General features: G+C 66.2%; 25 protein-coding genes and 1 tRNA gene. 11 read left to right on the forward strand and 15 right to left on the reverse strand.

The window, feature by feature from the left end:
• Window positions 1–12: 12 nt before the first annotated feature.
• A tRNA-Ser gene (locus QPK29_RS14165) sits at window positions 13–102 on the forward strand.
• A 506-nt stretch (window positions 103–608) separates the two neighbouring features.
• Here the strand turns inward: QPK29_RS14165 and QPK29_RS14170 are convergent.
• On the reverse strand, window positions 609–2,105 hold the full coding sequence (locus tag QPK29_RS14170; protein WP_371770018.1) for an amidase: 1,497 nt from the start codon (window positions 2,103–2,105) through the stop codon (window positions 609–611).
• Window positions 2,106–2,236: 131 nt separating this feature from the next.
• Here QPK29_RS14170 and QPK29_RS14175 point away from each other — a divergent pair, with 131 nt between their 5' ends.
• Window positions 2,237–2,968, forward strand: a complete 732-nt coding sequence (locus QPK29_RS14175; RefSeq protein WP_371762958.1) for a helix-turn-helix domain-containing protein — start codon at window positions 2,237–2,239, stop codon at window positions 2,966–2,968.
• A 6-nt stretch (window positions 2,969–2,974) separates the two neighbouring features.
• Here the strand turns inward: QPK29_RS14175 and QPK29_RS14180 are convergent, their stop codons facing one another.
• Complete coding sequence (locus tag QPK29_RS14180; protein WP_371770017.1) at window positions 2,975–4,294, reverse strand: alpha-amylase family glycosyl hydrolase; 1,320 nt, start codon at window positions 4,292–4,294, stop codon at window positions 2,975–2,977.
• 199 nt (window positions 4,295–4,493) lie between these two features.
• Here QPK29_RS14180 and QPK29_RS14185 point away from each other — a divergent pair, with 199 nt between their 5' ends.
• A complete protein-coding gene (locus QPK29_RS14185; RefSeq protein WP_371770016.1) occupies window positions 4,494–5,498 on the forward strand; it encodes a porin in 1,005 nt (334 codons plus the stop codon).
• 90 nt (window positions 5,499–5,588) lie between these two features.
• Window positions 5,589–6,026, forward strand: a complete 438-nt coding sequence (locus tag QPK29_RS14190; protein ID WP_056127405.1) for a hypothetical protein — start codon at window positions 5,589–5,591, stop codon at window positions 6,024–6,026.
• 92 nt (window positions 6,027–6,118) lie between these two features.
• Here the strand turns inward: QPK29_RS14190 and QPK29_RS14195 are convergent, their stop codons facing one another.
• The 3 genes from QPK29_RS14195 to QPK29_RS14205 form a co-directional block, all read right to left on the reverse strand.
• Window positions 6,119–7,153, reverse strand: coding sequence for an SDR family oxidoreductase (locus QPK29_RS14195; protein WP_371770015.1), 1,035 nt, complete (start codon window positions 7,151–7,153; stop codon window positions 6,119–6,121).
• A gap of 9 nt (window positions 7,154–7,162) precedes the next feature.
• The gene (locus QPK29_RS14200) at window positions 7,163–8,221 is read right to left on the reverse strand and encodes an SDR family oxidoreductase (RefSeq protein WP_371770014.1); all 1,059 of its coding nucleotides are present in this window, start codon (window positions 8,219–8,221) and stop codon (window positions 7,163–7,165) included.
• A 102-nt stretch (window positions 8,222–8,323) separates the two neighbouring features.
• A complete protein-coding gene (locus QPK29_RS14205) occupies window positions 8,324–9,214 on the reverse strand; it encodes a LysR substrate-binding domain-containing protein (protein ID WP_371770013.1) in 891 nt (296 codons plus the stop codon).
• A 113-nt stretch (window positions 9,215–9,327) separates the two neighbouring features.
• On the opposite strand from QPK29_RS14205, the gene QPK29_RS14210 reads away from it, so the two are divergent.
• The gene (locus QPK29_RS14210) at window positions 9,328–9,732 is read left to right on the forward strand and encodes a RidA family protein (protein WP_056127419.1); all 405 of its coding nucleotides are present in this window, start codon (window positions 9,328–9,330) and stop codon (window positions 9,730–9,732) included.
• Window positions 9,722–10,843, forward strand: a complete 1,122-nt coding sequence (locus QPK29_RS14215) for an oxidoreductase (RefSeq protein WP_371770012.1) — start codon at window positions 9,722–9,724, stop codon at window positions 10,841–10,843. Before QPK29_RS14210 ends, QPK29_RS14215 begins: the two co-directional genes overlap by 11 nt.
• A gap of 104 nt (window positions 10,844–10,947) precedes the next feature.
• On the opposite strand, the gene QPK29_RS14220 is transcribed toward QPK29_RS14215, so the two are convergent.
• Window positions 10,948–11,145, reverse strand: a complete 198-nt coding sequence (locus QPK29_RS14220; protein ID WP_371770011.1) for a hypothetical protein — start codon at window positions 11,143–11,145, stop codon at window positions 10,948–10,950.
• Between the two features lie 92 nt (window positions 11,146–11,237).
• The gene (locus QPK29_RS14225; protein ID WP_160408475.1) at window positions 11,238–11,450 is read right to left on the reverse strand and encodes a hypothetical protein; all 213 of its coding nucleotides are present in this window, start codon (window positions 11,448–11,450) and stop codon (window positions 11,238–11,240) included.
• Between the two features lie 164 nt (window positions 11,451–11,614).
• Here QPK29_RS14225 and QPK29_RS14230 point away from each other — a divergent pair, with 164 nt between their 5' ends.
• Genes QPK29_RS14230 through QPK29_RS14240 form a run of 3 tightly spaced genes read left to right on the forward strand, consistent with a single transcriptional unit; the run spans window position 11,615 to window position 14,143 of the window.
• Window positions 11,615–12,379, forward strand: coding sequence for a phosphatase PAP2 family protein (locus tag QPK29_RS14230; RefSeq protein ID WP_371770010.1), 765 nt, complete (start codon window positions 11,615–11,617; stop codon window positions 12,377–12,379).
• A complete protein-coding gene (locus QPK29_RS14235) occupies window positions 12,376–13,290 on the forward strand; it encodes a diacylglycerol/lipid kinase family protein (protein ID WP_371770009.1) in 915 nt (304 codons plus the stop codon). The genes QPK29_RS14230 and QPK29_RS14235 overlap by 4 nt, the downstream gene beginning before the upstream one ends.
• A gap of 16 nt (window positions 13,291–13,306) precedes the next feature.
• A complete protein-coding gene (locus tag QPK29_RS14240; protein WP_056127435.1) occupies window positions 13,307–14,143 on the forward strand; it encodes a metallophosphoesterase family protein in 837 nt (278 codons plus the stop codon).
• 136 nt (window positions 14,144–14,279) lie between these two features.
• Here QPK29_RS14240 and cls read toward each other — a convergent pair whose 3' ends face one another.
• Together cls and QPK29_RS14250 are read right to left on the reverse strand one after the other, a co-directional pair.
• Complete coding sequence (cls, locus tag QPK29_RS14245) at window positions 14,280–15,683, reverse strand: cardiolipin synthase (protein WP_371770008.1); 1,404 nt, start codon at window positions 15,681–15,683, stop codon at window positions 14,280–14,282.
• The gene (locus QPK29_RS14250; RefSeq protein WP_371770007.1) at window positions 15,680–17,800 is read right to left on the reverse strand and encodes a site-specific recombinase; all 2,121 of its coding nucleotides are present in this window, start codon (window positions 17,798–17,800) and stop codon (window positions 15,680–15,682) included. The genes cls and QPK29_RS14250 overlap by 4 nt, the downstream gene beginning before the upstream one ends.
• A 124-nt stretch (window positions 17,801–17,924) precedes the next feature.
• On the opposite strand from QPK29_RS14250, the gene QPK29_RS14255 reads away from it, so the two are divergent.
• A complete protein-coding gene (locus QPK29_RS14255) occupies window positions 17,925–18,761 on the forward strand; it encodes a branched-chain amino acid aminotransferase (RefSeq protein ID WP_371770006.1) in 837 nt (278 codons plus the stop codon).
• A gap of 281 nt (window positions 18,762–19,042) precedes the next feature.
• Here QPK29_RS14255 and QPK29_RS14260 read toward each other — a convergent pair whose 3' ends face one another.
• From QPK29_RS14260 to QPK29_RS14285, 6 genes are all read right to left on the reverse strand, one after another.
• The gene (locus QPK29_RS14260; protein WP_371770005.1) at window positions 19,043–19,603 is read right to left on the reverse strand and encodes a DUF3617 domain-containing protein; all 561 of its coding nucleotides are present in this window, start codon (window positions 19,601–19,603) and stop codon (window positions 19,043–19,045) included.
• Window positions 19,604–19,635: 32 nt separating this feature from the next.
• Entirely contained in the window at window positions 19,636–20,232 is a 597-nt protein-coding gene (locus tag QPK29_RS14265; protein ID WP_371770004.1) for an NUDIX domain-containing protein, read from the reverse strand.
• A 72-nt stretch (window positions 20,233–20,304) separates the two neighbouring features.
• A complete protein-coding gene (locus QPK29_RS14270; RefSeq protein WP_371762974.1) occupies window positions 20,305–20,976 on the reverse strand; it encodes an OmpA family protein in 672 nt (223 codons plus the stop codon).
• A 131-nt stretch (window positions 20,977–21,107) separates the two neighbouring features.
• The gene (locus QPK29_RS14275) at window positions 21,108–21,254 is read right to left on the reverse strand and encodes a lmo0937 family membrane protein (RefSeq protein ID WP_105378160.1); all 147 of its coding nucleotides are present in this window, start codon (window positions 21,252–21,254) and stop codon (window positions 21,108–21,110) included.
• A gap of 87 nt (window positions 21,255–21,341) precedes the next feature.
• Window positions 21,342–21,572: a hypothetical protein gene (locus QPK29_RS14280; RefSeq protein ID WP_056127455.1), complete on the reverse strand. Its 231-nt coding sequence runs from the start codon at window positions 21,570–21,572 to the stop codon at window positions 21,342–21,344.
• 215 nt (window positions 21,573–21,787) lie between these two features.
• Complete coding sequence (locus QPK29_RS14285; protein WP_371770003.1) at window positions 21,788–22,621, reverse strand: glycine zipper 2TM domain-containing protein; 834 nt, start codon at window positions 22,619–22,621, stop codon at window positions 21,788–21,790.
• A 225-nt stretch (window positions 22,622–22,846) separates the two neighbouring features.
• On the opposite strand from QPK29_RS14285, the gene QPK29_RS14290 reads away from it, so the two are divergent.
• The gene (locus QPK29_RS14290) at window positions 22,847–23,578 is read left to right on the forward strand and encodes a Crp/Fnr family transcriptional regulator (RefSeq protein WP_371770002.1); all 732 of its coding nucleotides are present in this window, start codon (window positions 22,847–22,849) and stop codon (window positions 23,576–23,578) included.
• Window positions 23,579–23,584 lie beyond the last annotated feature (6 nt).

Consider the following 23,584-nt stretch of genomic DNA (forward strand, 5'->3'; position numbering starts at 1 on the left):
GCCGGTTCCTCAGGAAGCGTGGCCGAGTGGTTGAAGGCAGCAGTCTTGAAAACTGCCGACGGGGGAACCCGTTCGTGAGTTCGAATCTCACCGCTTCCGCCAGGAAACAAAACAAACCGCCCGAAGGCGGTTTTTTTGTTTCCTGGCGGAAGCGAGCAGGGCGCCTGCGCGCCTCGCGTGTGAGATTCGAAGGGCTGGACCTACGAGCCCAGCCCTCTCCGAATCGCCCGTTTGCTGTGCGCAACGCGGACAGCGCGCCGCAGGCGCATACATATAAGCTGATCAGAAGACAACAGCTGCCCCAGCCGTATCCTCCACGCGGGGTTCGCAATGAGGCATCGGGCGCCGGTCCCACGGTCGGGTCAGCACGCGCAATGCGACTTCAAGTGGAATAAGGTTTTCAGCGAACGTCCGGGCAACTGCTTGGGTGCTATGGAAAGGGCGGTTTGTTTGAATCGCATCGATGAGGATGGCCGTAAGTCGGTCCGTTCTTCTTTTCATAATCGGTCCTTTGAATTTTTGTCTGGCCATTCTGGGACCGCTAACGCTAATCACCTACGGTTCAAATGTAACGCCCGCCACAAGTGCACAGGCCCCCTGACAACATGTCAGCCGCGTGCCATCCCCGGCATCCGATCGAACCACGGCTGCACCTCTTCCAACTGCCGCGCCACCTGCAACAACCTATCCTCGCTCCCGAACGGCCCCATGAACTGCACCCCGAGCGGCAACCCATCCGCAGTCCAGTGCAACGGCACGCTCATCGCCGGCGTCCCGGTCAGATTCGACAACTGGGTAAAAGGCACATAACGCAGGTTGTCGGTCGCAATCTTGTCGACCGTCTTGTCAAGCAACCCAAGCCGCGCCAGCACACCGAGGATGCCCGTCCCGTGCAGGAACCCCAGCACGCGCTGCTCCGCCGCCGACGGATCCCCGGTCCCATGCTTGATCGGCGGATGCGCCAGTGTCGGGGTCAGGAAGAGGTCGTAGCGCCCGAAGTAATCCCCCACCGCACGCGAAAACTCGTTCCAGCGATTCAATTCGGTGGTCAGCCGCGTCGCCGACACGCTATCGCCCAGCGTGACGAGAATCCGGTTCATCAGTTCCACATCATCGCGCCGCGCCCCCAGCGCCTGCGCACGTCGTACGGCCGCCGGAATCTGCCCGAAGTACACGTGCAAATAACTTTTCGCGAGCGCTGCGCCATCGATAGCAGGCGCCGCTTCCTCGACCTCATGGCCCAGGCGCGCCAACAACTCGGCCGTCCGCGCGACAGCCCGCACCGCCTCCGGATGCACCTCCGTGCCTATCGGCGACACCGTCGCATACCCGATGCGCAGCCGGCCCGGATCGCGCCGCATCAGCTCGACGTAGGGCGCGGCCGGCGGCGCAATGACGAACGGATCGCCCGGCTCCGCACCCTGCAGCACGTCCAGCGCGAGCGCGGCATCGCGCACGCTGCGCGAAATCACGCTTTCGCTGGACGCGCCGAACCAGACTTCGCCAATGCCCGGCCCGGACGACACCCGCCCGCGTGACGGCCGCAGCGTGAACAGCCCGCAGCACGCGGCCGGGATGCGCAGCGACCCGCCGCCGTCGTTGCCGGCCGCCATCGGTACGATGCCGGCCGCGACCGCCGCCGCCGCGCCACCGCTCGATCCGCCCGGGGTGCGCGCCAGGTCCCACGGGTTGTTCGTGCGGCCGTACAGCACCGGATCGGTGACGCCGCGCGTCGCGAATTCCGGCAGATTCGTCTTGCCGAAGATGACGAGGCCCGCGTCGAGGTAGCGCTGCACGACGTGGGCGTGGCGCGCCGGCACGTTGTTGGTCATGCTGCGGCTGCCGTAGGTCGTCGGGATGCCCGCGTAGTCCTGCACGCCGTCCTTGATGAGGAAGGGGCCGCCGGCCAGCGGACCGGTCAATGGTCCCGCGACCCGGGCCCGCGCCTCGCGCTCCATCAGCCGCACGACGGCGTTCACGCGGCCATGCACGCGCGCGTGTTGCGCGAGGGCGAGTTCGAGCAGTGCTGCGGGGCTGACGTCGCCGGCGGCCACGCGGGCGGCGAGGGCGGTGGCGTCGTGGGCCAGGTAGTCGGCGTGATTCATCCTGTCTCTTTCATATTGTGCTGGCCGGCCGGCCATCTTGTCATGAAGGAATTGTTGCCGCAAGGTCGGACATGCTACGATCGCAGGAATCCGAGGCCATCCTCTAGACCTTCGTATCGGAATCCGCGACCATGTCCGAAGTCACGCAAATCATCAGCACGATCAAGCGCCAACTGAAGCTGCAAGGCAAGACGTATCGCGACGTGGCCGGGGCGCTGGGCCTGTCGGAGGCGAGCGTCAAGCGGCTGCTGACGTCGGACACGCTCGGTGTCGACCGCCTCGTCGAGATCAGCAACATGCTGGGCTTTACGCTGGCCGAGCTCGCGCAGGAGGCCGCGCTCTCCGGTACCCGCCTGCACACCTTGAGCGCGGAACAGGAAAAGGAACTCGTGTCGGACACGAAGCTGCTGCTCGTGGCCGCGTGCGCACTGAATCACTGGACGCTGGCGGACATCCTCGCCGTCTACCGCCTCACGGAAGCCGAGTGCCTGCAAAAACTGCTGCACCTCGACCGCCTGCACCTGATCGCGCTGATGCCCGGCAACCGCATCCGCCTGAACGTCGCGCGCGATTTCGACTGGCTGCCCGACGGTCCCATCCGCCAGTACTTCCGCACGCAGGGACTGGCCGATTTCCTCGACGGCCGCTTCGACCGCTCCGACGAGACGCTCGCCTTCACGCACGGGATGCTGACGGAAAGCGCGCTCGCGTCCATGCAGGTGGAGCTGCGGCGGCTGCGTGCGCGCTTTGCCGAGCTGCACGAGGAAAGCCTCGCGTCGCCGCTGCCCAAGCGGCGGGGCAGCGGGCTGTTGCTGGCGCTGCGCGAGTGGGAGCCGGCCGGCTTCACCGCGCTGCGCCGATGACGATGCTTACTTGCCGCGTGCGTCGATGCGGTAATCCCACGCCGCCAGCGTCTGCTGCTTGCCTCCCGGCAGGCTGAAACGCTGCGCGTCGTTCGACACGTTGACCGTCACCTGCACGCTGTTGCCCTTCAATGCACGGCGGAACGCGAACACCTTGTCGTTACCCGTCTGCAGCACCTGCACGGAACCGCCGTACTGGCCGTTCCACAGCGCCGGATTGGCGTGCTTGAGCGCGAGCAGCTTCGTGTAGAAGGGCGCGTAGGCGTAATCCTTCCATTGGATCGGATCCTTTTCGAAGAATTCGATACGCTTGTCGAGGCCGGCTTCCTGGCCGCCATAGATCAGCGGCATGCCAGGCAAGGTCGCGGCCAGCACGGCCATCGCCTTGAAGGCCGGGCCGTACAGCTCGACGTCGCTGCCGGCCCAGGAATTCTCGTCGTGGTTGCTCGTGAAGCGCATCCGATACGCGCCCGGCGGGAACGCTTTCGGCGGGTGCTCGAGGAAGTTTGCCAGCGTGCGCGCGTCCGCCTTGCCTTTCGCAATGGCCTTGAACAAGTCTTTCGTGTCCCAGCCGTAGGTCATGTCGAAGGCGTGCTCGTGCAGGTCGGGCTTGTCGGCCTCGGCCAGCATGAACACCGGTTTGACGCGGTCGAGCTCGGCTCTAGCCTGGTTCCAGAACGGCGTCGGCACCTTGCCGGCGACGTCGCAGCGGAAGCCGTCGACGTCCGCTTCGCGCACCCAGTACAGCATCGCATCCGTCATCCCTTTCCACAGACCGGGCTTGGTCCAGTCGAGGCCCGTGACGTCGGTCCAGTACTCGGGCTCGGCGCCGTCCGTGTAGGTGACGGGATAAATCTCGCCCTTGTCATTCTTGAGATACCAGTCGCTGTGTTCCTGCGTCCACGGGTTGTCGAACGCGGTGTGGTTCGCGACCCAGTCGATGATCACGTGCATGCCCAGGCCGTGCGCCTGCTTCACCAGTGCCTTGAGGTCGTCGAGCGTGCCGAATTCCGGGTTGACGGCCGTGTAGTCGCGCACGGCGTAATAGCTGCCCAGCGTGCCCTTGCGGTTCTTTTCGCCGATCGGCTGGACCGGCATCAGCCACAGGATATCCACGCCCATTTTTTTCAGGCGGGGCAGGTGTTGCGCAAACGCCTTGAACGTGCCCTCGGGCGTGTATTGCCGGATGTTCACTTCGTAGATATTGGCGTTGCGCGACCAGCTCACGTGCGGCATCGGCGCCGCCTCTGTCGCGGCGGCAGCGGGCAGGGCCGCGCATAACGCCAGGGAAAGTGTAGTCAGGGTACGGCGTAGCTGTCTCATCATTCTCGTTTTCCTGTAGTTTAATTACAAAGCCTGCCGAAGCGATTCTAAAGCGGAATTCCCACGCTGTCATCTTGCCGACATGCAGATGTCAGAATATGCTGACAACATCACGAGATAAGATGAGAGTGGATTTGTGCGATATTGGACAGATAGGACTGCGGTGTAGCAGCTAATGTTAAGGCGTAGAGAGGGACACGCCATGAACAAGGGTTTCGTTGCGTGCGTATTGCTGGGCGGATGTACGTCGCTGGCATGCGCACAGGATTCGGGAAGCGCTGCCGCCACCGGCAAGCGCTCGGGACTAGACTACGTCGGCGAACCGCCGGGCGGCCACGATATCGCCGTCTTCACGGGGCAGCCGAGCCGGAGCAGCGGCGGCGCCTGGCACGCGCAGCCGCGCCGCACCTATGGCCGTCTCGACGACATCGGCGTGCGCCCCGGCACCGGCGGTTTCACGCTGGGTCACCAGTACAACTTCGAATACCTCGCGCGCCCGGACGTCGGCGATCCCTTCCACGCCGGCACGGCCGGCAAGGCCAGCAATCTCGTCACGCAAAGCGGCATGCCCGTCGACAGCGGCGTGCGCTACTACAACACCCAATTCAAGCACCTGAGCACGGGCGCGTCGTACACCATCGACACGCTCGGCGGCGATCCCATGGCCGACCGCGCCTGGGGCATGACGATCGGCTTCGACTACGGCCCGGTCTCGCTGCGGGCGGCGCACCAGAACCGGCATGTGGCCCAGGTCCATTTGTACGATTTGGCCGGCAGCAATATGGATGCCAAGAATTCCCTGATCGCGGCCAACCTGCACACGCGCTGGGGCACCGCGTATGCCGCGTATTCCGCCAACCGCGGCTGGGGCAGCTCGCCGCTGTACAACCCCGACAATCCGTACGGCGCCGGCGTGGCGAGCACGTCGTCGACGGACAGCCGCGACACCCTCGTCGGCGTGGCCGTCCCCATGACGCGCTCGACGACCTTCCTCGCCTCGTTCATCCACAAGAACGACCGCGACCTGGCCAACCGCGACGCCAACCAGTTCGCGATCGGCGCCAGCTACGTCGTCTCGCGCAGCACCGACTTCTACGCCGCGTTCTCGCGCACCGTCAACACGAACGGCACCGGCATCCTGATCGGCGGCGCGGCCCGCCCGAGCGGCAGCTCGGCCGTGAACGTCGGCATGCGCCACGCGTTCTAGCGTTCCCACCGAGGCTGCCCTGCGTTGCGCCGTCGCGCGACAAAAGCAGGTAGCCTGTCCTCATGATTTTTGCATTATTTTGGAGGCAACATGACTGGCACGAGCACACTTGATCCGGATAACTTTCCGGAAGCACCCGACCGCAGCCTGGGCAAGGGCCACGGCGTCGATTCGCTCGGCCCGAGTGATATTTCGGACACGGGCAGCGACGTCGTCGGCGGTCCCGGCTTCGCCGCGAACCTGGACGACGACCAGAAGCTGGACCTGGACACCGGCACGACGTCCGACAACGAAGCGAGCTACGCCCACGACAGCGCGGGCGCCGATCTGGGCGACCCGAACTTCGAAAGCGACAGCGACTTCGGCGGCACGGGCGAACGGGCGGCTGCGGGCCGCGACATCCTGGCGCGGGACGGCGCAGACATCGACACCGACCATATCGAATCGATTCCGAATCTGCCGCTGACGGACGAGGATGTCGACTTCCTCGGCAGCGAACCGCCGAAGGGGCCTGCGCCGGGCAAATAAACTGCGGTGTTCGGAAAGATGACGGGCTGGATGGCATCGACCATCCAGCCCGTTTTCATGTCGGGTGGGCGGAGGTTTGCGTTGTGTTGGCGTTACGCGCGGGCACGGGGTGCCCGTCCTACGCGTGCAAGCCCCCACGCCGCCAGCAACGCCCCGCCGAGCAGCACGGTCTTCGCGGACGCCGACCGCATCTCGAACGACGTGTACGGGCTCCGCTCGACGACGCGACGCTCGCCGTTGTTGCGCTGCCGGAGTTCCTGCTCGGCGACCGGCGCGTACAGGCTGTCGCGGCGGGCGCTCGAGTTCGGATGCTCGGATTGCTGCTGGCTGAACATCGTGCGGCTCATGAAGCGGTCCAGCGCGCGCGGCATCAGGTAGCCCGCCACCGACGTCAGCTTGGCGTGGCCGCCGACGTACAGGTCGCGCTCGGGCACCTGGGCCGCGTGCACGATGGCCTGCGCCACAAGTTCCGGCGCGTAGTTCGGCGGCGGCAGGTCGGGCTCGTGTTCCATGTAGCTCTTGGCGTGGTTCGGGAACGGCGTCGCGATCGCAGCCGGTTTGACCACCGTGAGCGAGATGCCCGCGTCTTCCTTGTCCAGCTCCATGCGCAGCGATTCCGTGAAGCCCTTGATCGCGTGCTTAGACGCGGAATAAGTGCCCTGCAGCGGCACCGAGCGGTCCGACACTTCGCTGCCCAGGTTGATGAGGGCGCCGCCGCCGCGGCCTTTCATGAGCTTGACGGCTTCCAGCGAGCCGTGCACGACGCCCCAGAAATTCGTCTGCATGACCTTGCGCATGTCTTCCAGCGCGACGTCCTCGTTCCGGCCGTAGACGCTGATGCCGGCGTTGTTGACCCACGTGTCCACGCGGCCGAAGCGCTCCATCGCCACCTGGCCGATGCGGGCGACGTCAGCCGGGTTGCCGACGTCCGCCGTGACGGTCGCCACTTCCACGCCGCGCTGGCGCATTTCGTGGGCGAGGGTGTCGAGGGCATCGCCGTCGCGCGCGGCCAGCACGAGATGGGCGCCGCCTTCGGCCGCCATGCGGGCGGTGGCCAGGCCGATGCCGCTCGTCGCGCCCGTGATCACCATCACTTGTTCATTCAGTGTTTTGAGTTTGATCGACATGATGCCTCCTCACAATGCCTGGCGCAGACGGTTCAAAGACCAGGTGCGGGTGGCCGGACGGCCCGCCAGCTTCCATGCGGCGAACAGCGCGCCGGCGCCCAGCAGCACGCCGACCACCTTGCCCTTGCGCAGCGACAGCGCGGTGTACGGGCACGTCTCGACCACGTGTTCGGAAATGCCCTGGCGTTCGCGCAGTTCGTGCTGCGGGTCCGGGGCGTGCAGGGCGTCGCGGCGGTTCGGGGCGCTGGGGATGTCGGTCTGCTGCTGCTTGAACATCGTCGCGCGCATCATGCGGTCGAGCATGGACGGCATCGCGAAATTGCCGACGGAGAAGGCCTTGGCCGCGCCGCCGACGAACACGTCGCGTTTCGGATGCTGGGCCGCGTACAGGATGGATTTCGCGACCAGTTCCGGCGCGTAGATGGGCGGCGGCAGGGTCGGCTCCTTATCCATGTAGTTCTTCGCGTGCGCGACGAACATCGTGTCGATCGCGGCCGGTTTGATGAGCGTGACGGCGATCGGCGCCTTGTCCTTGTCGAGCTCGACGCGCAGCGAATCCGTGAATGCCTTCACCGCGTGCTTCGACGCGGCGTAGATACCCTGCAGGGGGATCGAGACATCGGACAAATCGCTGCCCAGGTTGATGATGGCGCCGCCGCCGCGCGTCTTCATGTGCTTGACGGCTTCCAGCGAGCCATGGACGACGCCCCAGTAATTGGTGTCGAACAGGCGCTGCATGTCTTCCAGCGAGACGTCTTCGTTGCGGCCGAAGATCGAGATGCCGGCGTTGTTGACCCAGGTGTCGATGCGGCCGAAGCGCTCCATCGCGGCCTGGCCGATGCGTTCCACGTCGGCCGGGTTGCCGACGTCGGCCACCACCGTCGCGACTTGCGTACCGGTGCGGCGCAGTTCGCTCGCCAGCTGGTCGAGCGCGTCGGCGCTGCGGGCTGCGAGTACCAGTTTGGCACATTGCTCGGCGGCCATGCGCGCCGTCGTGAGGCCGATGCCGCTCGTGGCGCCGGTGATGACCATCACCTGCTCGTTAATCTTGCGTAATTGCACTGACATGAATGCTCCTTCGCTCAGGTTGGATTACGAGTTCGTTGCTGAACACGACAATCGTGGCCGCGCAGCGGATTTCAAGTCATTTTTTACAAGATGGCGCTTCGTTCAGGATTTACAAGCCTCGGCTTCGCGCCGCAGCCAGCCGGCGACCGCCAGTGCGGCGGCGCCCGGCGGCGGGTCGGCGCGCATCGCCAGGTGGTACGTGTAGCCGGGGATGGCCGGCCCGAACGGTTGCACGAGATAGCCCGCCGCGAGCTCGTCGGCCACGAGGGCGAGGCTCAGCAACGCGACGCCCTGGCCGGCGACCGCAGCCTGGATCGCATGGCCTTCGTCCGAGTACCGAAGCTGTCCGCGCGATGGCTGCCAATCCAGTCCCGTGTGCGCGAACCATGCGTCCCACGTCGGATTGGCGGCGGACGCTTTTTTCCAATCGAAATGGATGAGCGGCACGGATTGCAGGTCTGCAACCGAACGCACGCCCAGCATCGGGTTGACGACGGGCGCGTACGTATCGGCGAACATGACCTCCGTCGCCAGGCCAGGGTAGGGCCCGTTGCCGTAGCGCACGGCGATATCGATGCCGTGCGCGTCGAAGTCGACGGTCTCGTCGGATGCGTGCAGTTGCAGGTCGATGTCCGGATGCAATGCGTGAAAACGGGCGACCCGCGGCACGAGCCATTTCGCGGTAAAGGCGTGCGTCGCGGACACCGTGACCCGTTCGCGCCAGTTCGTCCGTGTGAGCCGCGCCAGCACCGCTTCGATCGCATCGAACCCCTCGCGCAACACGGGATACAGTTGCGCGCCCGCGTCGGTCAGGCTGACTTGCCGGACCTGGCGCTCGAACAGCTTCAGGCCGGTGGCGTCTTCGAGGGCGCGGATGCGGTGGCTGATCGCCGTCGGCGTCACGGCGAGTTCATCGGCGGCACGCTTGAAACTGCCGTGGCGCGCCGCGGCCTCGAATGCGCGTAGGGAAGAGAGCGGGGGCAGGCGGCGCATCGTCCGCTCGCTGAATGGGTGAGTTGAAGTCATCTGATGCCTGAGGAAACGTCGTTTGTCGCGCGAGTGCGTGGCAGCGATTATTCCAGACCTGTCGACTTGAGGAGCCAAACATGCTTGAACGCATCATCACCCAGCCGGACCCGTATGAACCCTATCTGCTGTCGCAGGGCATCCGGTTCGGCGACCTGCTGTTCATTTCCGGCCAGGCCGGCGCGGGCGACGACGGACGCATCGTCGACGGCGGTTTTATTGCACAGGGGGAGCAGGCGTTTGCCAACCTGCAACGGGCGTTGGAAGCGGGCGGGTCGAGCCTGCGTGACGTCATCAAGGTGACGATCTTCGTGACCGACATGGGACATTTCCAGGACGTCGTCGCGCTGCGCCGTCAATTTTTCTCGGCGCCGTATCCGGCCGATACGATCGCCGAAATCAAGGCCCTGTACGATCCGCGGGCGATGATCGAGATCGAGGCGATCGCGGCCGTGCGCCAGCGGGGAGGCGGCGATGCGCGATAACGGACACGTCGCTACCCTGTTCGAACCGCTGGCCCTCGGTGCGCTGGCGCTACCGAACCGCCTGGCCGTCGCGCCGATGACGCGCGTGAGCGCCACGGCCGATGGCGTGCCGACGCCGCGCATGGCCGACTATTACGCGCAGTTCGCGCAGGGCGGCTTCGGCCTCGTGATCACGGAAGGCCTGTACACGGACGAAGCGTATGCGCAGGGCTATCTCCACCAGCCGGGGCTCGCGAACGTGGCGCAGCGCGAGGCGTGGCGGCCCATCGTCGCGGGCGTGCGGTCACGGGGCGGCCGCGTGATCGCGCAACTGATGCATGCCGGCGCGCTGTCGCAGGGGAATCCGTACCGGACAGGGACCGTCGGCCCGTCGGCCGTGCAGCCGAAGGGCGAGCAGATGGCCTTCTATCGCGGATCGGGCGCGTACGCCGTGCCCGCCGCGATGACGCAGGACGACATCGACACGGCCGTGGCCGGTTTCGCGCGGGCGGCCGTGCGTGCGCGCGAGGCGGGGTTCGACGGCGTCGAGATCCATGGTGCGAACGGTTATTTGCTGGACCAGTTCCTGTCGGAAGGCATCAACCTGCGCGGCGACCGCTACGGCGGCGGCATCGAAGGCAGGCTGCGTCTGCTCGTGGAAGTGGTCGAGGCGGTGCGGGCCGCAGTGGGGACGGATTACGTCGTCGGCGTACGTCTGTCGCAGGCAAAGGTGAACGATTTTACGCATCGCTGGCGCGGCGAAGAGGAGGCGGCCACGATCTTCCGCACGGTCGGCGGACTGGACGTCGACTACGTGCACGTGACCGAGTACGAAGCGTGGCAGCCCGCCTTCGGGACGGGTCCGAGCCTGGCCGCGCTGGCGAAGCGCCATGGCGGCAAACCGGTGCTGGCCAACGGTTCCCTGCACGATCCGGCGCAGGCCAGGGGCATGGTCGAGCGCGGCGAGGCGGATGTGGTCTCGCTTGGCCGCGGCGCGCTCGCCCAGGCGGACTGGCCGCAGCGCGTCAGGCTCGGCGCGGCGCCGGCATCATTCGATCCTGCCATCCTGTCGCCGCTCGCGGATCTCGCGAACGCGGACCGGTGGCGCGAGGATCACCTGCGGCCCGGCTGATTCCAGTCGCTGCTGCCAGTTGTGCGCGATAAGGCCGCGTTCGCTGATAGCATCGATACCGTACGCAAGGGCGAACGGGACGACGTCGGCCAGCAGTCCGTCGATCACGGGCCGGAGCCGCCATGCGACTGCCTGGCCGTCACGTTGTCGCCCGTCCTGACCTTGTACTGGCGCGCGGACGCGGCATTGAGGTCCGGGTACCGTTCGCGCGTCGGCTCGCAGGGCACGTTCGGCAGGGTGACATCCGCTGCCTGGGCGACGTGTGAACCCGGCAAAACGGCCGCGATCTTTTTATTGAACATCGTTTTCTTTCGGTGAGTGTTTGTCAGCAGCGCCGTAGGGCAGGCGCCTGCCCAGCGAAAGAAAACGAGTAAAAACGATGATGCTTATGAATTCAATGCGCTTTGGACAGAATCAGCAGCCAACGGCGCAGCAGCAGCACTTCCACGTGGCCCGGCTCGACGCCGGTATCGCACTCGATGATCGGGTTGACCGGGTAGAAGCGCTTGCGGAAGTCGCGCGTTACCAGGATCTCGCGGCGACCAAGGCGCACGAGGAAAGGCGTCGGAGCATATTCAAGGCCGAAAGAGCTGTTCAGAGTCGACATGACGTTCCCTTTATCGAGTTAGGTTGCGTTAGCGTTGGCAAGTTGTCTTGCTCGAGTAGGCACAGAATAGCACAACTACTGTATAAATCTACAGGTACTGTACAAAAAAACAGTTGTTGCATTTTTGTGTGGTTTTTCCGCCAACACGCCCCATCTGGAGCGGTATGCTGAACACCGCTCCATCACGCCTGCGCCGCTTCATCGCCGCCCGCCTGTCGCCCGAAGGGCAGATGGGCCTGCACCTCACCGTCGGCCTCGCGCTGCTGGTGCTGGCGGCGTGGATCTTCGGCGAGATCGCCGAGGACGTCGTCACCGGCGACACCATCACGCTCGTCGACATCCAGCTCGCGCACTGGTTCCACGAGCGCGCCACACAAGGCTTCACGCGCGCCATGCTGGTCGTCACGCACTGGAACGGCATCGTCGGATCGAGCATCATGGCCGCGCTGCTGGCGCTGTGGTTCTGGCGCCGCCACGCGCATTACTGGCTCATCGTCTGCCTCGTCGCCGTGCCGGGCGGCATGCTGCTGAACGTCGCGCTGAAGCACGTGTTCCGGCGCACGCGCCCCAGCTTCGACGACCCGCTGCTGAGCCTGATGACGTACAGCTTCCCCAGCGGCCACACGGCGGCGGCCACCGTGTTCTACGGCCTGCTCGCGTGCTACGTCGTGCGCCGGGTGCGGACGTGGCGTGTGCGCGCGCTGGTCACGCTCGGCGCCGTCCTGATGGTGATGCTCGTCGCGCTGTCGCGCATGTACCTGGGCGTGCACTACCTGTCCGACGTGCTGGCCGCGGCGGCGGAGGGTGCGGCCTGGCTCGCGATCTGCATCACGGCCGTGTCGACCCTGCACCGGCGCCGGCTGGCGCGGGGGCAAACGTCGTGGAGCGAGCGCGCGCATCGCGCCGCCGCGGTGGAGGACCTGCAATGAAGCCCGTGACCGTCATCGTCAACGCGGGCGCCGGCACCGGCCACGACGAGGCCGCGTGCGATGCGCTGAGAACGCAACTAACCGACGCAGGCCTGGACGCCGAGCTCGTGCGGGCAGATGGCGGCGACCAGATGATCGCTGCGGCGCGGCGCGCGCTGGAGCAGGGCGCACGCCTGGTCGCGGCCGGCGGCGGCGACGGCACGATCAATGCCGTGGCCTCCGTGATGGTCGATTCCGGCGTGCCGTTCGGCGTGCTGCCGCTGGGCACGCTCAACCACTTCGCCAAGGACCTGGGCATTCCGCTCGACCTCGGCGCGGCCGTGCGCAACCTCGCGACGGGGCGGCCCGTGCAAGTCGACGTGGGCGAGGTCAACGGCCGCATCTTCCTGAACAATTCCAGCCTCGGCCTGTATCCGGACATCGTGCGCGACCGCGAAAAACAGCAGCGCCGCCTCGGCCGCGGCAAGTGGACGGCCGCCGCCTGGGCCGCGTTCGCGGCGCTGCGCCGCTATCCGTTCCTGTCGATGCGCCTGACGGTCAACGGCGAGCGTCTGGCGCGGCGCACGCCGTTCGTCTTCATCGGCAACAACGCCTACACGATGCAGGGCCTGGCGATCGGCGAGCGGGCGCGTCTCGACGAAGGCGTGCTGAGCCTGTACGTGGCCCAGCGTCCCACGCGCCTGGGCCTGCTGCGCTTCGCGTTCGACGCGCTGCTCGGCCGCCTCGGCCAGGAGCGCGACTTCGACGTGCTGACGGCGCCCGAGTTCGACATCGACACGCACCGCCATCATCTGCTCGTGGCGACCGATGGCGAAGTGACGGAGATGCACCCGCCGTTACGCTACCGGATGCGGCCTGGCGCACTGACGGTGCTCGTGCCGGCGGTAGAGAATGGCGCCAATCAACCATAACGGAAAGGGGAACCCCATGCGCTCACTCGTCCACCTGTCCGACCTGCACTTCGGCCGCGTCGACGCCATGCTGCTCGACCCGCTGCGCGAACTGGTCCACAAGCTGGCGCCGGACGTCGTCGTCGTTTCCGGCGACCTGACGCAGCGCGCCAAGAGCGAGCAGTTCGAGGAAGCGAAGGCCTGGCTCGATACGTTGCCGGGCCCGCAGATCATCGTGCCGGGCAACCACGACATTTCGCTGTACAACGTGTTCCGCCGGTTCCTGCTGCCGCTCGACCGCTACAAGCGCTACATCACGGACGACCTCGACCCCGTCTACATCGACGATGAGATCGCGGTGCTGGGCGTGAACACGGCGCGTTCGCTCACGTTCAAGGACGGCCGCGTCAACAAGGAACAGGTGGAAAAGATCCGCGCGACCCTGTCCGGACTGCCGAAGGAGGTCACGCGCGTCGTCGTCACGCACCACCCGTTCGACCTGCCGAAGGGCGCCGAAGAGGATGACCTCGTCGACCGCGCGCACATGGCGATGGACGTGTTCGCGGAACTGGGCATCGACCTGTTGATGGCGGGCCACTTGCACATGAGCCACGCGGGCAACACGCAGGCGCGCTACAAGATCAGCGAATACGCCGCGCTCGTCGTGCAGGCCGGCACGGCGACCTCCACGCGCGGGCGGGGCGAAGTGAATTCGTTCAACGTGATCCGTATCGAGCCCCAGCGTATCGAAGTCGATCGCTATGGCTGGGACAGCGTGCACAACCAGTTCCAGCTGTTGAACACGGAGAAGTTCATGCGCAGCGGGAACGTCTGGACGGAAGTGCCGGATGGGATGATGGCGGCGGGGATATAGTTCGCCGTCATTCCCGCGCAGGCGGGAATCCATGCTGACTTACAGAAGCTGATTTGTTGGAACAGTCCATTGTAATTCCAAGGCCCGGCTTCGGCATCGCAGTATGGGTCCCCGCCTTCGCGGGGACGACGGTTGATCAGATCCAGTACTCCCCCAGCCGCGCCATCCATTCCTTGAGCCGGTCGGACCACGGCCGGTGCCGCCAGCGCGAAAGCAGGACTTCCTTCGAGTCCCTCAAATCCTCGTTGAACGCGCTTTCCATCGCCGCACCGAACGCCGGGTCGATGACGACCACGTTCAGTTCGTAGTTGTGGATGAAGCTGCGCCGGTCGATGTTGGCGGAGCCGATCGTCGACCAGGCACCGTCGATCACCGCCGTCTTGGCGTGCAGCACCGCGATCTGCAGCTCGAAGATGCGCACGCCGCCGGCCAGCAACGGGTCGTAGAAGCCCTGGCCGGCGTAGCGGATCAGGCTGTGGTCCGACACGCCCGGCAGCACGAGCCGCACGTCCACGCCGCGTTTCGCCGCGGCGATGAGCGCGTCGACGATCTGCTGGTCCGGCACGAAATACGCCGACGTGATGTGGATCGATTTCTTCGCCTCGCTGATCGCGACCACGAGCGCCTTGTAGATGTCCGATTCGTGGGCGGGATCGGACGCGAGCACGCGGACGATCTTGTCGCCGACGGGCGTCAGCGTCGGGAAATACTCGGCCTGCGGCAGCTCGCCGCCTTCCTGCTGCACCCACAGGTTCACGAACGACCACTGCAGCGGCGCGACGGCCGGGCCTTCGATCTTGACGTGGGTGTCGCGCCAGCCGACCTTGTCGCCGTCGACCTGGTCCGGCTTCTGGCGCGAGCGGAACAGCGAGCTGTTCGCATACGTGCTGCTGATGTTGATGCCGCCCGTGAACGCGACCTTGCCGTCGACGACCATCAGCTTGCGGTGGTTGCGGTTGTTCAGCTCCCACTTGCCGCGCGCCTTGGCCGGGTTGACCGGATTGAAGACCAGCACGCGGATGCCGGCCTGGCGCATGCGGTCGAAAAAGGCGGCCGGCGTCGCGAGCGCGCCGACGGCGTCGACCATCACGTTCACGGCCACGCCCTGGCGCTGCTTCTCGATCAGGAGGTCGGCGAATTCAATCCCGACCTGGTCCTGGTCGAAGATATAGGTTTCGAGATTGATGGAACTGGTGGCGACGCGCGCCGCGGCCATCATTTCTCGCATCGTCGCGGGGCCGTCGAACAGCAGCATGACCTTGTTGCCGGCGATGAGGGGCACGCCCGTCGCCTGTTCTTCCAGCGCCGCCAGCGCCTTCAGGTTGCCGCTCGCATTCGCCCAGCGCCGCGCGGCAAGGGCGGACGCCTGCTTCGGCGCCAGGGTGCCCTTGGTCGTCGCGATCGTGGGCACGGCCTTCGCGGGCGCTTCCGGTTCGACATCCGGCAGCGACTTGCACGCGACGACGCCGCAACTGAGGCACAGGGCCAGCAGCCAGGCGAATGGGGAACAGTAACGTGCAAAGCGCTGTCGGAATTTCATTTGAAACCTCTCGGGTTGGCAACCGCGGCCTCGTCGAGGTCGCGCGGTCCGATGAAGAAGTCGAGCGGCGCCGCCCGCAGGCGGCGGCCCAGTGCGCGCAGCAGGCGAAAACCGTGGCGGAAGCGCACCTTGCGCGCCCGCAGCGCCACCCACAGCGCGAGGCCGAAGCTCACCAGCAGGTTCACCATGCCGATGAGGGCGATGCCCAGGAACGTGATCGCGATCGTTTCCGGATCGAGCTGCTCGCCGAGCCCGACGAAGCCGATGGCGAAGTTGGCGGACGAAAACGTCACGTGGCGCACGTCGAGCGGCAGGCCGAGCAGGTAGCCGACGGTGCCCGTGATCCCCATCAGCACGCCGAACACGAAGTTGCCCATCAGGCCGCCCAGGTTGTCCTCGACATAGCGGGCGAAGCGGGCGAGCCGTTCCTCGCCGAGCAGCCGGCGCAGCCAGCGCAGCTGTTGCACACGCAGGCCCATCCGCGTGTACATGGCCTTGTTGTCGTAATAGCCGGACACGAGCCCCGACACGAACAGCCACACGCCCGCGATCGCCGCATGCAGCAGCGCGAGCGAATGCCATGGGTGGCTGTCCGCGATCAGGTGCTCGGCCTTGACGGCATTCACGAGGTGCGTGCCGAAGATCCGGTACCAGGCGAGGGCGATGGCCCACGCGACCGGAATCACGGTTGCGAGGTTGCCCAGCACCGCGACGATCTGCGTCCGGAACACCTTGTTCACGAGGGCCGCCATGCTGTCGACGTCGACCTGGCGCCTGCTCGACCCTCTCTGCGCCGTGTCGTGCAGGGCGGCGGCGATGCGCGCGGCCGTCATCGCCGGCTGCTTGGTCGCGATGGTGAAATGCAGCACGTGCACGAGCATGAAGCCGGCCGCGTAGTTGAGGCTGTAGAGCAGGGCTTCGATCAGCGGGGCGCGGTGCTGGTACGAGATCAGGATCTTGATGAGCGCCATGAAGGCGATGATGATGCCGGCCCCGGCCGACGACGCGAACATGCCGCGCAGGTCCGCGCGCCGTTCGGCGATGTAGTGCTCGCCCGTGCGGCTCGCGTTTTCCGTCACGTTGCGCGCCAGCAGGTCGATGGTGTCGCGCAGCAGGCCGCGCACCTCGTACTTCGTGTTGTGCGCCTCCGCGAGTTCCTGGGCGAGGTCGACGGCCGCCGCGCGCCGGAGGCTCGTCGGCGGCTCGGTCGGCGGCGTCGCCTCGTTCGCGAGCGTTTCCACGTCCACCGTGGGCGCAGACGGCAGTTCTCCGCTCGTGTCGACGAGGAACAGCAGCTTTCTCAGGCGGTCGATACTCTGCGTCAGCGCCACGAGCAGATAGGTCAGCGCGACGCTCGTGCCGGAGGCGAGGGCCTTGCTGCGGATCTTCAGCACGACCGCTTCGCATTGGTCGAGCATGACGAGCAGGTGGCGCGCGTCTTCCATCGTGTCGACCTCGCCGCACATCAGGCGGCCATAGTCGTCGAGGTATTTGTTCGCCTCGATGTTCTGCATGAGGAAGGGCGAATCGACTTCCTCGATTTCCATGTGCGCGTGGATCAGGCGCGGCTCCAGGCCCAGCGCGCAGACACGGCACGACAAGGTCCGGATGGCGTCCAGCAGGCCCGCCAGCACGATCCTGCGCGCGCGCGAGGACTCGGCGGATTCTTGCTCTGCGCCATCCGGCGGCGCGGCGTTCGCGACCACGTCGAACAGTTCGAGCCAATCGGCGTTCGGCACGGCGCGGATCCACTGGTAATCGTCTTCGCGGCACAGCACGCGGTCGAGCGTGTCGGACAGGTACAGATCGTCCAGCGCCGGCGGCAGGATGCGGTAGGCGATGCGTTTTTTCAGCTCCGTGAAGAAGCCGTCGTTCGACAGGATGCCGACGTCGGAATACAGGCTCGTGTGGCGGCGCGTTTCGAGCAGCCGGGTCAGGTAGCGGCGCAGCGCCCAGGCCTGGCCGGGATGACCCTTCAGCAGCTGGGCCAAGGTGCGCACCTGGGCGCGCGCGTAGTCGTGGTCGCTGGCGCGGCGTGGGCGCAACCGGTCGACCAGGTCGACCAGCAGGTCGATGCGGTCGCTGTCCGGGGCGAGGTGTTCGAGGATCGAGAGCATGGGAATATTCGCGGCTTGGAAAGGTCAGTGTATGCGTGGATACGCGGCGGCCACTGTACGGTGACGAACCGAGCAGGCGGGGCTGCGTTACACTTGATGCTTGATGTCATCACTGGGGAGCAGCATGTATCTGACTTACTATAACGGCCAATGGGCCGAAGGGAATACGCCGTTGTTCGGTGCCATGGACCACAGCGTCTGGCTGGGTTCATCCGTCTTCGACGGCGCGCGTGCGCTGCGCGGCCATCTGCCGGACCTGCGTCCGCACCTGGAGCGCGTGATCGCATCGGCGGAGAAATTGGGCCTGGAGTGCCCGCTGAACGTCGACGAGATGGAGGCGCTCGTGCGCGAAGGCGTCGCGCGCTTTCCGGCCGACGCCGAGCTGTACATCCGTCCGCTCGTGTTCGCCTCCGAAGGTTTCCTGATCCCGACGCCGGAAGCGGCCGCGTTCGCGCTGACCCTGTTCGACGCGCCGCTGCCGCCGTTCTCCGGCTTCTCGGCCTGTCTGTCGGCGCTGCGCCGTCCCGAGCCGACGATGGCGCCGACGGATGCGAAGGCGTCCGCGCTGTACGCCAACACGGCGCGCGCGCTGCGCGAAGCGAAGGCACGCGGCTTCGACAACGCCGTCCTGCTGGACGCGGCCGGCAACGTGGCCGAGTTCGCGACGTCGAACCTATTCCTCGTCACGGCCGATGGCGACGTCGTGACGCCTGCGCTGAACGGCACCTTCCTGGCCGGCATTACCCGCGCCCGCGTGATCGGACTGCTGGGCGAGGCCGGCGTGAAGGTCGTCGAGCGCACCGTCAAGCCGGAAGAGCTGGACACGGCGCGCGAAATCTTCAACACCGGCAACTACGGCAAGGTCGCGCCGTGCACGCGCTACGAAGCGCGCGAACTGCCGGCCGGCCCGATCGCGAAGCAGGCGCGCGAGCTCTACCTTGCCTTCACGGAAACCACCTGAAAATTCGGGGTCAGAGCACTTTTTTCGTGAAATTCGGGGTCGGAGCACTTTTTGGAGCAAGGTCCGTAGAGTAAGCCTCGCACGCAAGCTGATGGCCCGCGCGTGCGCTGGCAGAGGCACTCTTGCGGATAGCGATGGTGGCGCGTGGACGGCCACCGAGGCCAGCTTTGCGCTGGAACATTGATCCGGAATGTGCTCTGACCCCGAATTGGAGGAATGGTCTGACGAAAAAAAGCCAGGCGCGCGGCCTGGCTCGGAAATTCGGTTGGGGTCGATCGCGACTACTTTGCTCGCGGGATGGGGATGGGGCGGATGGTGCCGCAATCGGCCGACAGCCACTTGCCGGTGACGTCCATGTCCACGGTCTGGTTGCGCCCCTGTTCTTCGCTCCGGATCTTCATGCGGGCGCGGTAGCTCGTGTCGTTGTCGGCGACCAGGTCGCCTTCGCCGCTCACCTTCGGTTTCGTGCAGGTGAACGCGATGTGGCCGCGCGTCGCCGATTGCTGCGTGAACGACTGCCTGCAATCGCCCTGCTGGACCGGGAATTCCTTGCGCTCGGCCATCTCGCGCGTCATGCACAGCTTGGTCTGCAGGGCGCCGTTCGCGCCGACGTCGAGCTGCACGCCGTTCTGCTGCATCATCGTCTGCATCTGCTGGCGCTGCTCGGGCGACATGTTGGCCATGTGCTGTTGCACGGCGGACATCGCTTGCGATATTTGCGGGTCGCTCGACGTCATCGTGTTCGACAGCGACCACAAGCCCGGTTTCAGCGTCTGGGCGCCAGCCGGGAGCGCGGCGCAGGCACACGCCAGCACGAGCGCGGATGCAATGGATTTGTTCATCGTTATTTCTTCCTTTTAAATATTGGGCGGCATTACGACGCTTCGCCATGCCGTCCCAGCACCTTGCGCTCCAGGTACATGAGCAGCAGGACGGTCTTGGCATCGACGATGTCGCCGGTCTCGACCATCGCGAGGGCGTCGTCGAAATCCAGTTCCACGACCTCGATATCCTCGCCTTCGTCGGGATTGCCGCCGCCGGCGTCACAGCGCCGCGCGCGATCATACTCCGCGACGAACAGATGGATGCGTTCGGTCGTCGATCCGGGGCTGACGTACAGCTGCAGCGCGCTCTGGACGTGGTCGATGTCGTAGCCGGTCTCTTCGCGCGCTTCGGCGATGGCGCGTTCGGCGGGGGCGGCACCGTCCAGCATGCCGGCCGCCGCTTCGAGCAGGTAGCCGTCGTGGCCCGCCAGGCGGGCGCCGAGGCGGAACTGGCGCGTCAGCACCACCGACCGGTGGGCGCGGTTGTACAGCAGCACGGCCGCGCCGTCCGCGCAGTCGTAGACTTCGCGCGACTGGACCTGCAGCTCGCCGTCCCGGCGACGCTGGGCATAGGTGACGTTCTTGAGGGGCAGATAATGGTCCGAGAGGATCTCCTCGCGGACGATGCGCACGGTGTCGCGGGTCATGGCATCTCCTGTGGTTGGCCTTGCCCGAGGATACACCGTGCACGTCATGGACGGGCGCGCGCGCCCGTGCGGTCAACCCTGGCGGGCCGGTTCGCTGACGAAGATCTCGACGCGGCGGTTGCGCGCGCGACCGGCCGGATCGTCGTTGTTGGCGATCGGTTCGCGGGCGGCGCGGCCTTCCACCGTGATGCGGGCCGGATTGATGCCGCGCGCCGTCAGGTAGTCGCGCGTGTGGGCGGCGCGGTCCAGCGACAGCGGCTGGTTGATCTGGTCGCCGCCCGTGTTGTCCGTGTGGCCGATGATGGTCACGTTGGTGGCCGGATTCTCGTTCAGCGTCTGGGCGAAGCGGTCGAGGATCGGGCGGAAGTTCGGCTTGATGTCGGAGCGGTTCGTGTCGAACGAGACGTCGCTCGGGATCTCGAGTTTGAGGCGGTTGTCGGAGGTCTGCGACACCTGCACGCCGGTGCCGCGCGTGGCCTGTTCCATCTGCTGGCGCTGCTGTTCCATGTGGCGCGACCAGACGTTGCCGACGACGGCGCCCGCCGCCGCGCCCAGCACCGCGCCGCGGGTGGCCCGGCCGGAACCGCCGCCGCCCGTCGCGGCGCCGAGAATCGCGCCGAGGCCGGCACCGACGCCGGCGCCGGTCGCGGTGCCGCGCTGGGTCTGGCTCATGTCGGCGCAGCCGGTGGCGGCCACGGCGAAGGCGGTGGCGCACAGGGTGGAACGGATCAGGGTTGTTTTCATAATGGGTCTCCTTCAAAAAAAATATCCGTTTCGTAGTCGCACCCGCAGCAGTGGGCACGACCGCGAAACGGATCGGTCAGGTCCGCAGGTCACTGCGGTCCGGCATGACGCCGCGTGCCGCTATGATACCGCTATATGCCTCGGCCACTGATCAGGCGCACCAGGATCATGATGACGGCGACGACCAGCAGGATGTGGATGAAACCGCCGACGGTATAGGAAGTTACCAGACCGAGCAGCCACAGAATGATGAGAATGACGGCAATTGTGTAGAGCATGATAGTGTCCTCATGGTTGACCGGCGTTGCTGTGCCGTGAATCCAGTATCGAACTAACAAGCTTGGCATTCCGTACGATGCCGTACATTACGTCGCGCTTTTTTGTTCCTTGTGCAAGCCGGGAATCCAGCCCATGAAGCCCATCAGGCCGAGAAAACCGATCAGGCAGGTCAGGAGGCCGCCCGTGATCAGGAAAAAGACGTCCTGCGCCGCCAGTTCGGCCGTCGTCGCCTGCGGTGCCGGCTCCGCGCTGGCGAGGCCGAAGCCCGTCAAAAGAAGTCCCCAGAGAATGATGCCGATCCATGCCAGACTGTTCATGTCGCGTCCTTTCGCTTGAGTGAGCTCTGCCGTACGAAGCCGATACTGCTGTGCGGAGGCAAACTCATCCGTGCGCCAACGCACATTGCGAAAAAGAAAACTTAGTGAGCGATCGTGCAAGATGCACACGCCGCGCACCCGTCTCCAACATAGCACGCGGCTGGACAAAACAAAACCGGGGCCGAAGCCCCGGTCGACCGTCGATGCGGGTTCCCTCACGCCGAACGCAGCGATCCTTTCACGATGCGCACGCGGTCGCCCGTGCGCCACGGCGGGGCGCTGTGCTGGTGGAACGTGCGCAGCGTGCCGTCGTCGAGGCGGACACGGATCTCGTAGCTGACGTCGGCCTTCATGTTGCCTTCCACCTGGTTGCCCACGACGGCGCCGCCGACCGCGCCGGCGACCGTCGCCAGCTGCCGGCCGTGACCGCTGCCGACCTGGTTGCCCAGCAAGCCGCCGAGGATGGCGCCACCCGCCGCACCGACGCCGCTGCCCTGGGCGCGGGTCTTGATCTGGCGGATCGACTCGATGTTGCCGCAGTTGTTGCACCAGTTGCTGCCGGTGTCGTTGGATGCCAGCTTAGTCGATTGATGCGTGACCTTCGGCGCCGGGGCGCGCTCGACCGGCGCGTATTGCGGCGCCGGGGCCGGGGCGGGCGCGTAGTCGGCGCCGGCGCTCGTCGATCCCTGGCTGCCGCCGTAGCCGTAGGCGGTGTCCGGTGCGGCATAGGATTGCGCGCCGGCCGGAGCAGGGTAGGCGGGCTGCACCGGCGTCTGCACCGGGTAGGCGGTTTGCGGCTGGCTCGCCAGCGGTGCGGCGGGTGCCGTGGCCGGGGCCAAGGTGCCCGGCTGGCCCGGCTGTTGCAGGCCGGCCGACAGGGCCGCGCGGTCGGCGTCGCTCAACTGGCCGCGGTTGTGGCCGGTCGACGACGGCAGCCAGCCCATGATGGCCGCCGTGCCGATGGCGCAGAACAGGATGACCGCGATTGCGGCGGCGATCAGCAGCGGGTGTTGCTTTGCCCGGGCGGGCGGGGTGGGGTGCGTGTCCATGGCTTTCCTTTCCGGTGTTGGTGGGGACGAGGGCGTGGCGCGAGCCTCGAGTCCGGTACGTTTCCATTGTCCCTGGCAACAACACCCCGTTCCGTGCGTCACCGTACATACTTGCCCTGGCGCGGCCGGTACGCTGACTGTAAGTTGTCAGTAAATGTTTCCGGGCAGTGTAAATAGCCAATCTCCCAAACGTGTGAACCGATGAAGTCCAACCGCGAGGGTCCGATGAATTCAGCCGCTCCACCTGTGCTTGCCGAGCACAATGCCAACCTGCTGCTGGCCGCGCTCCCGCCGCAGGAGATGGCACGGATGCTGCCGGCACTCGAGCAGGTCAAGGTGGACGTCGGGGCCGTGTTGTGCGAGCCGGGCGACATCATCCGTCACATCTATTTTCCGCACGATTGCCTGATCTCGCTGATGGCCGTGGCCGAAGGCCGCATGACGCTCGAGGTGGGCCTCGTGGGCCGCGAGGGCATGCTGGGCGCCACCGTCGCGCTCGGCCACGATACGACGCAGGTGCGCGCCGTCGTGCAGCGTGCCGGCAGCGCCAGCCGCATCGACGCCGGCCGCCTGCGCCTCGAATTCGCCCGCAACCCGGCCCTGCAGCGCGTGCTGTACCGCTACACGGATGCGCTGCTGGCCCAGGCCATCCAGATCGCGGTGTGCAGCCGCTACCACGTGCTGGAGGCGCGTCTCGCACGCTCGCTGCTCGTCACGCGCGATCGCCTGCAGTCCGATAAATTCCACCTGACTCACGAATTCCTCGCCCATGCGCTGGGCGTGCGCCGTGTCGGCGTCACCAAGGCCGCCAGCGCGTTGCAGCAGCAGGGGCTCATCAACTACAGCCGCGGCAATATCGAGATCCTCGATCCGGAACGTCTCGCCGCCGCTGCCTGCACCTGCTACGAGATCGTGCGCGAAGCGGGTGCCGGTGTCGGTGCTCCGGTGCTGGTCTGACCGTCG

It is taken from the genome of Massilia orientalis, assembly GCF_030411975.2.
GTDB classification, from domain to species: Bacteria; Pseudomonadota; Gammaproteobacteria; order Burkholderiales; family Burkholderiaceae_D; genus Telluria; species Telluria orientalis.

Bases quoted from the DNA above. Each gene is read 5' to 3' on its own strand.
- QPK29_RS14170 (WP_371770018.1), bottom strand. From the start codon at position 2,105: ATGAATCACGCCGACTACCTGGCCCACGACGCCACCGCCCTCGCCGCC.
- QPK29_RS14175 (WP_371762958.1), top strand. From the start codon at position 2,237: ATGTCCGAAGTCACGCAAATCATCAGCACGATCAAGCGCCAACTGAAG.
- QPK29_RS14180 (WP_371770017.1), bottom strand. From the start codon at position 4,294: ATGATGAGACAGCTACGCCGTACCCTGACTACACTTTCCCTGGCGTTA.
- QPK29_RS14185 (WP_371770016.1), top strand. From the start codon at position 4,494: ATGAACAAGGGTTTCGTTGCGTGCGTATTGCTGGGCGGATGTACGTCG.
- QPK29_RS14190 (WP_056127405.1), top strand. From the start codon at position 5,589: ATGACTGGCACGAGCACACTTGATCCGGATAACTTTCCGGAAGCACCC.
- QPK29_RS14195 (WP_371770015.1), bottom strand. From the start codon at position 7,153: ATGTCGATCAAACTCAAAACACTGAATGAACAAGTGATGGTGATCACG.
- QPK29_RS14200 (WP_371770014.1), bottom strand. From the start codon at position 8,221: ATGTCAGTGCAATTACGCAAGATTAACGAGCAGGTGATGGTCATCACC.
- QPK29_RS14205 (WP_371770013.1), bottom strand. From the start codon at position 9,214: ATGCGCCGCCTGCCCCCGCTCTCTTCCCTACGCGCATTCGAGGCCGCG.
- QPK29_RS14210 (WP_056127419.1), top strand. From the start codon at position 9,328: ATGCTTGAACGCATCATCACCCAGCCGGACCCGTATGAACCCTATCTG.
- QPK29_RS14215 (WP_371770012.1), top strand. From the start codon at position 9,722: ATGCGCGATAACGGACACGTCGCTACCCTGTTCGAACCGCTGGCCCTC.
- QPK29_RS14220 (WP_371770011.1), bottom strand. From the start codon at position 11,145: ATGTTCAATAAAAAGATCGCGGCCGTTTTGCCGGGTTCACACGTCGCC.
- QPK29_RS14225 (WP_160408475.1), bottom strand. From the start codon at position 11,450: ATGTCGACTCTGAACAGCTCTTTCGGCCTTGAATATGCTCCGACGCCT.
- QPK29_RS14230 (WP_371770010.1), top strand. From the start codon at position 11,615: ATGCTGAACACCGCTCCATCACGCCTGCGCCGCTTCATCGCCGCCCGC.
- QPK29_RS14235 (WP_371770009.1), top strand. From the start codon at position 12,376: ATGAAGCCCGTGACCGTCATCGTCAACGCGGGCGCCGGCACCGGCCAC.
- QPK29_RS14240 (WP_056127435.1), top strand. From the start codon at position 13,307: ATGCGCTCACTCGTCCACCTGTCCGACCTGCACTTCGGCCGCGTCGAC.
- cls (WP_371770008.1), bottom strand. From the start codon at position 15,683: ATGAAATTCCGACAGCGCTTTGCACGTTACTGTTCCCCATTCGCCTGG.
- QPK29_RS14250 (WP_371770007.1), bottom strand. From the start codon at position 17,800: ATGCTCTCGATCCTCGAACACCTCGCCCCGGACAGCGACCGCATCGAC.
- QPK29_RS14255 (WP_371770006.1), top strand. From the start codon at position 17,925: ATGTATCTGACTTACTATAACGGCCAATGGGCCGAAGGGAATACGCCG.
- QPK29_RS14260 (WP_371770005.1), bottom strand. From the start codon at position 19,603: ATGAACAAATCCATTGCATCCGCGCTCGTGCTGGCGTGTGCCTGCGCC.
- QPK29_RS14265 (WP_371770004.1), bottom strand. From the start codon at position 20,232: ATGACCCGCGACACCGTGCGCATCGTCCGCGAGGAGATCCTCTCGGAC.
- QPK29_RS14270 (WP_371762974.1), bottom strand. From the start codon at position 20,976: ATGAAAACAACCCTGATCCGTTCCACCCTGTGCGCCACCGCCTTCGCC.
- QPK29_RS14275 (WP_105378160.1), bottom strand. From the start codon at position 21,254: ATGCTCTACACAATTGCCGTCATTCTCATCATTCTGTGGCTGCTCGGT.
- QPK29_RS14280 (WP_056127455.1), bottom strand. From the start codon at position 21,572: ATGAACAGTCTGGCATGGATCGGCATCATTCTCTGGGGACTTCTTTTG.
- QPK29_RS14285 (WP_371770003.1), bottom strand. From the start codon at position 22,621: ATGGACACGCACCCCACCCCGCCCGCCCGGGCAAAGCAACACCCGCTG.
- QPK29_RS14290 (WP_371770002.1), top strand. From the start codon at position 22,847: ATGAATTCAGCCGCTCCACCTGTGCTTGCCGAGCACAATGCCAACCTG.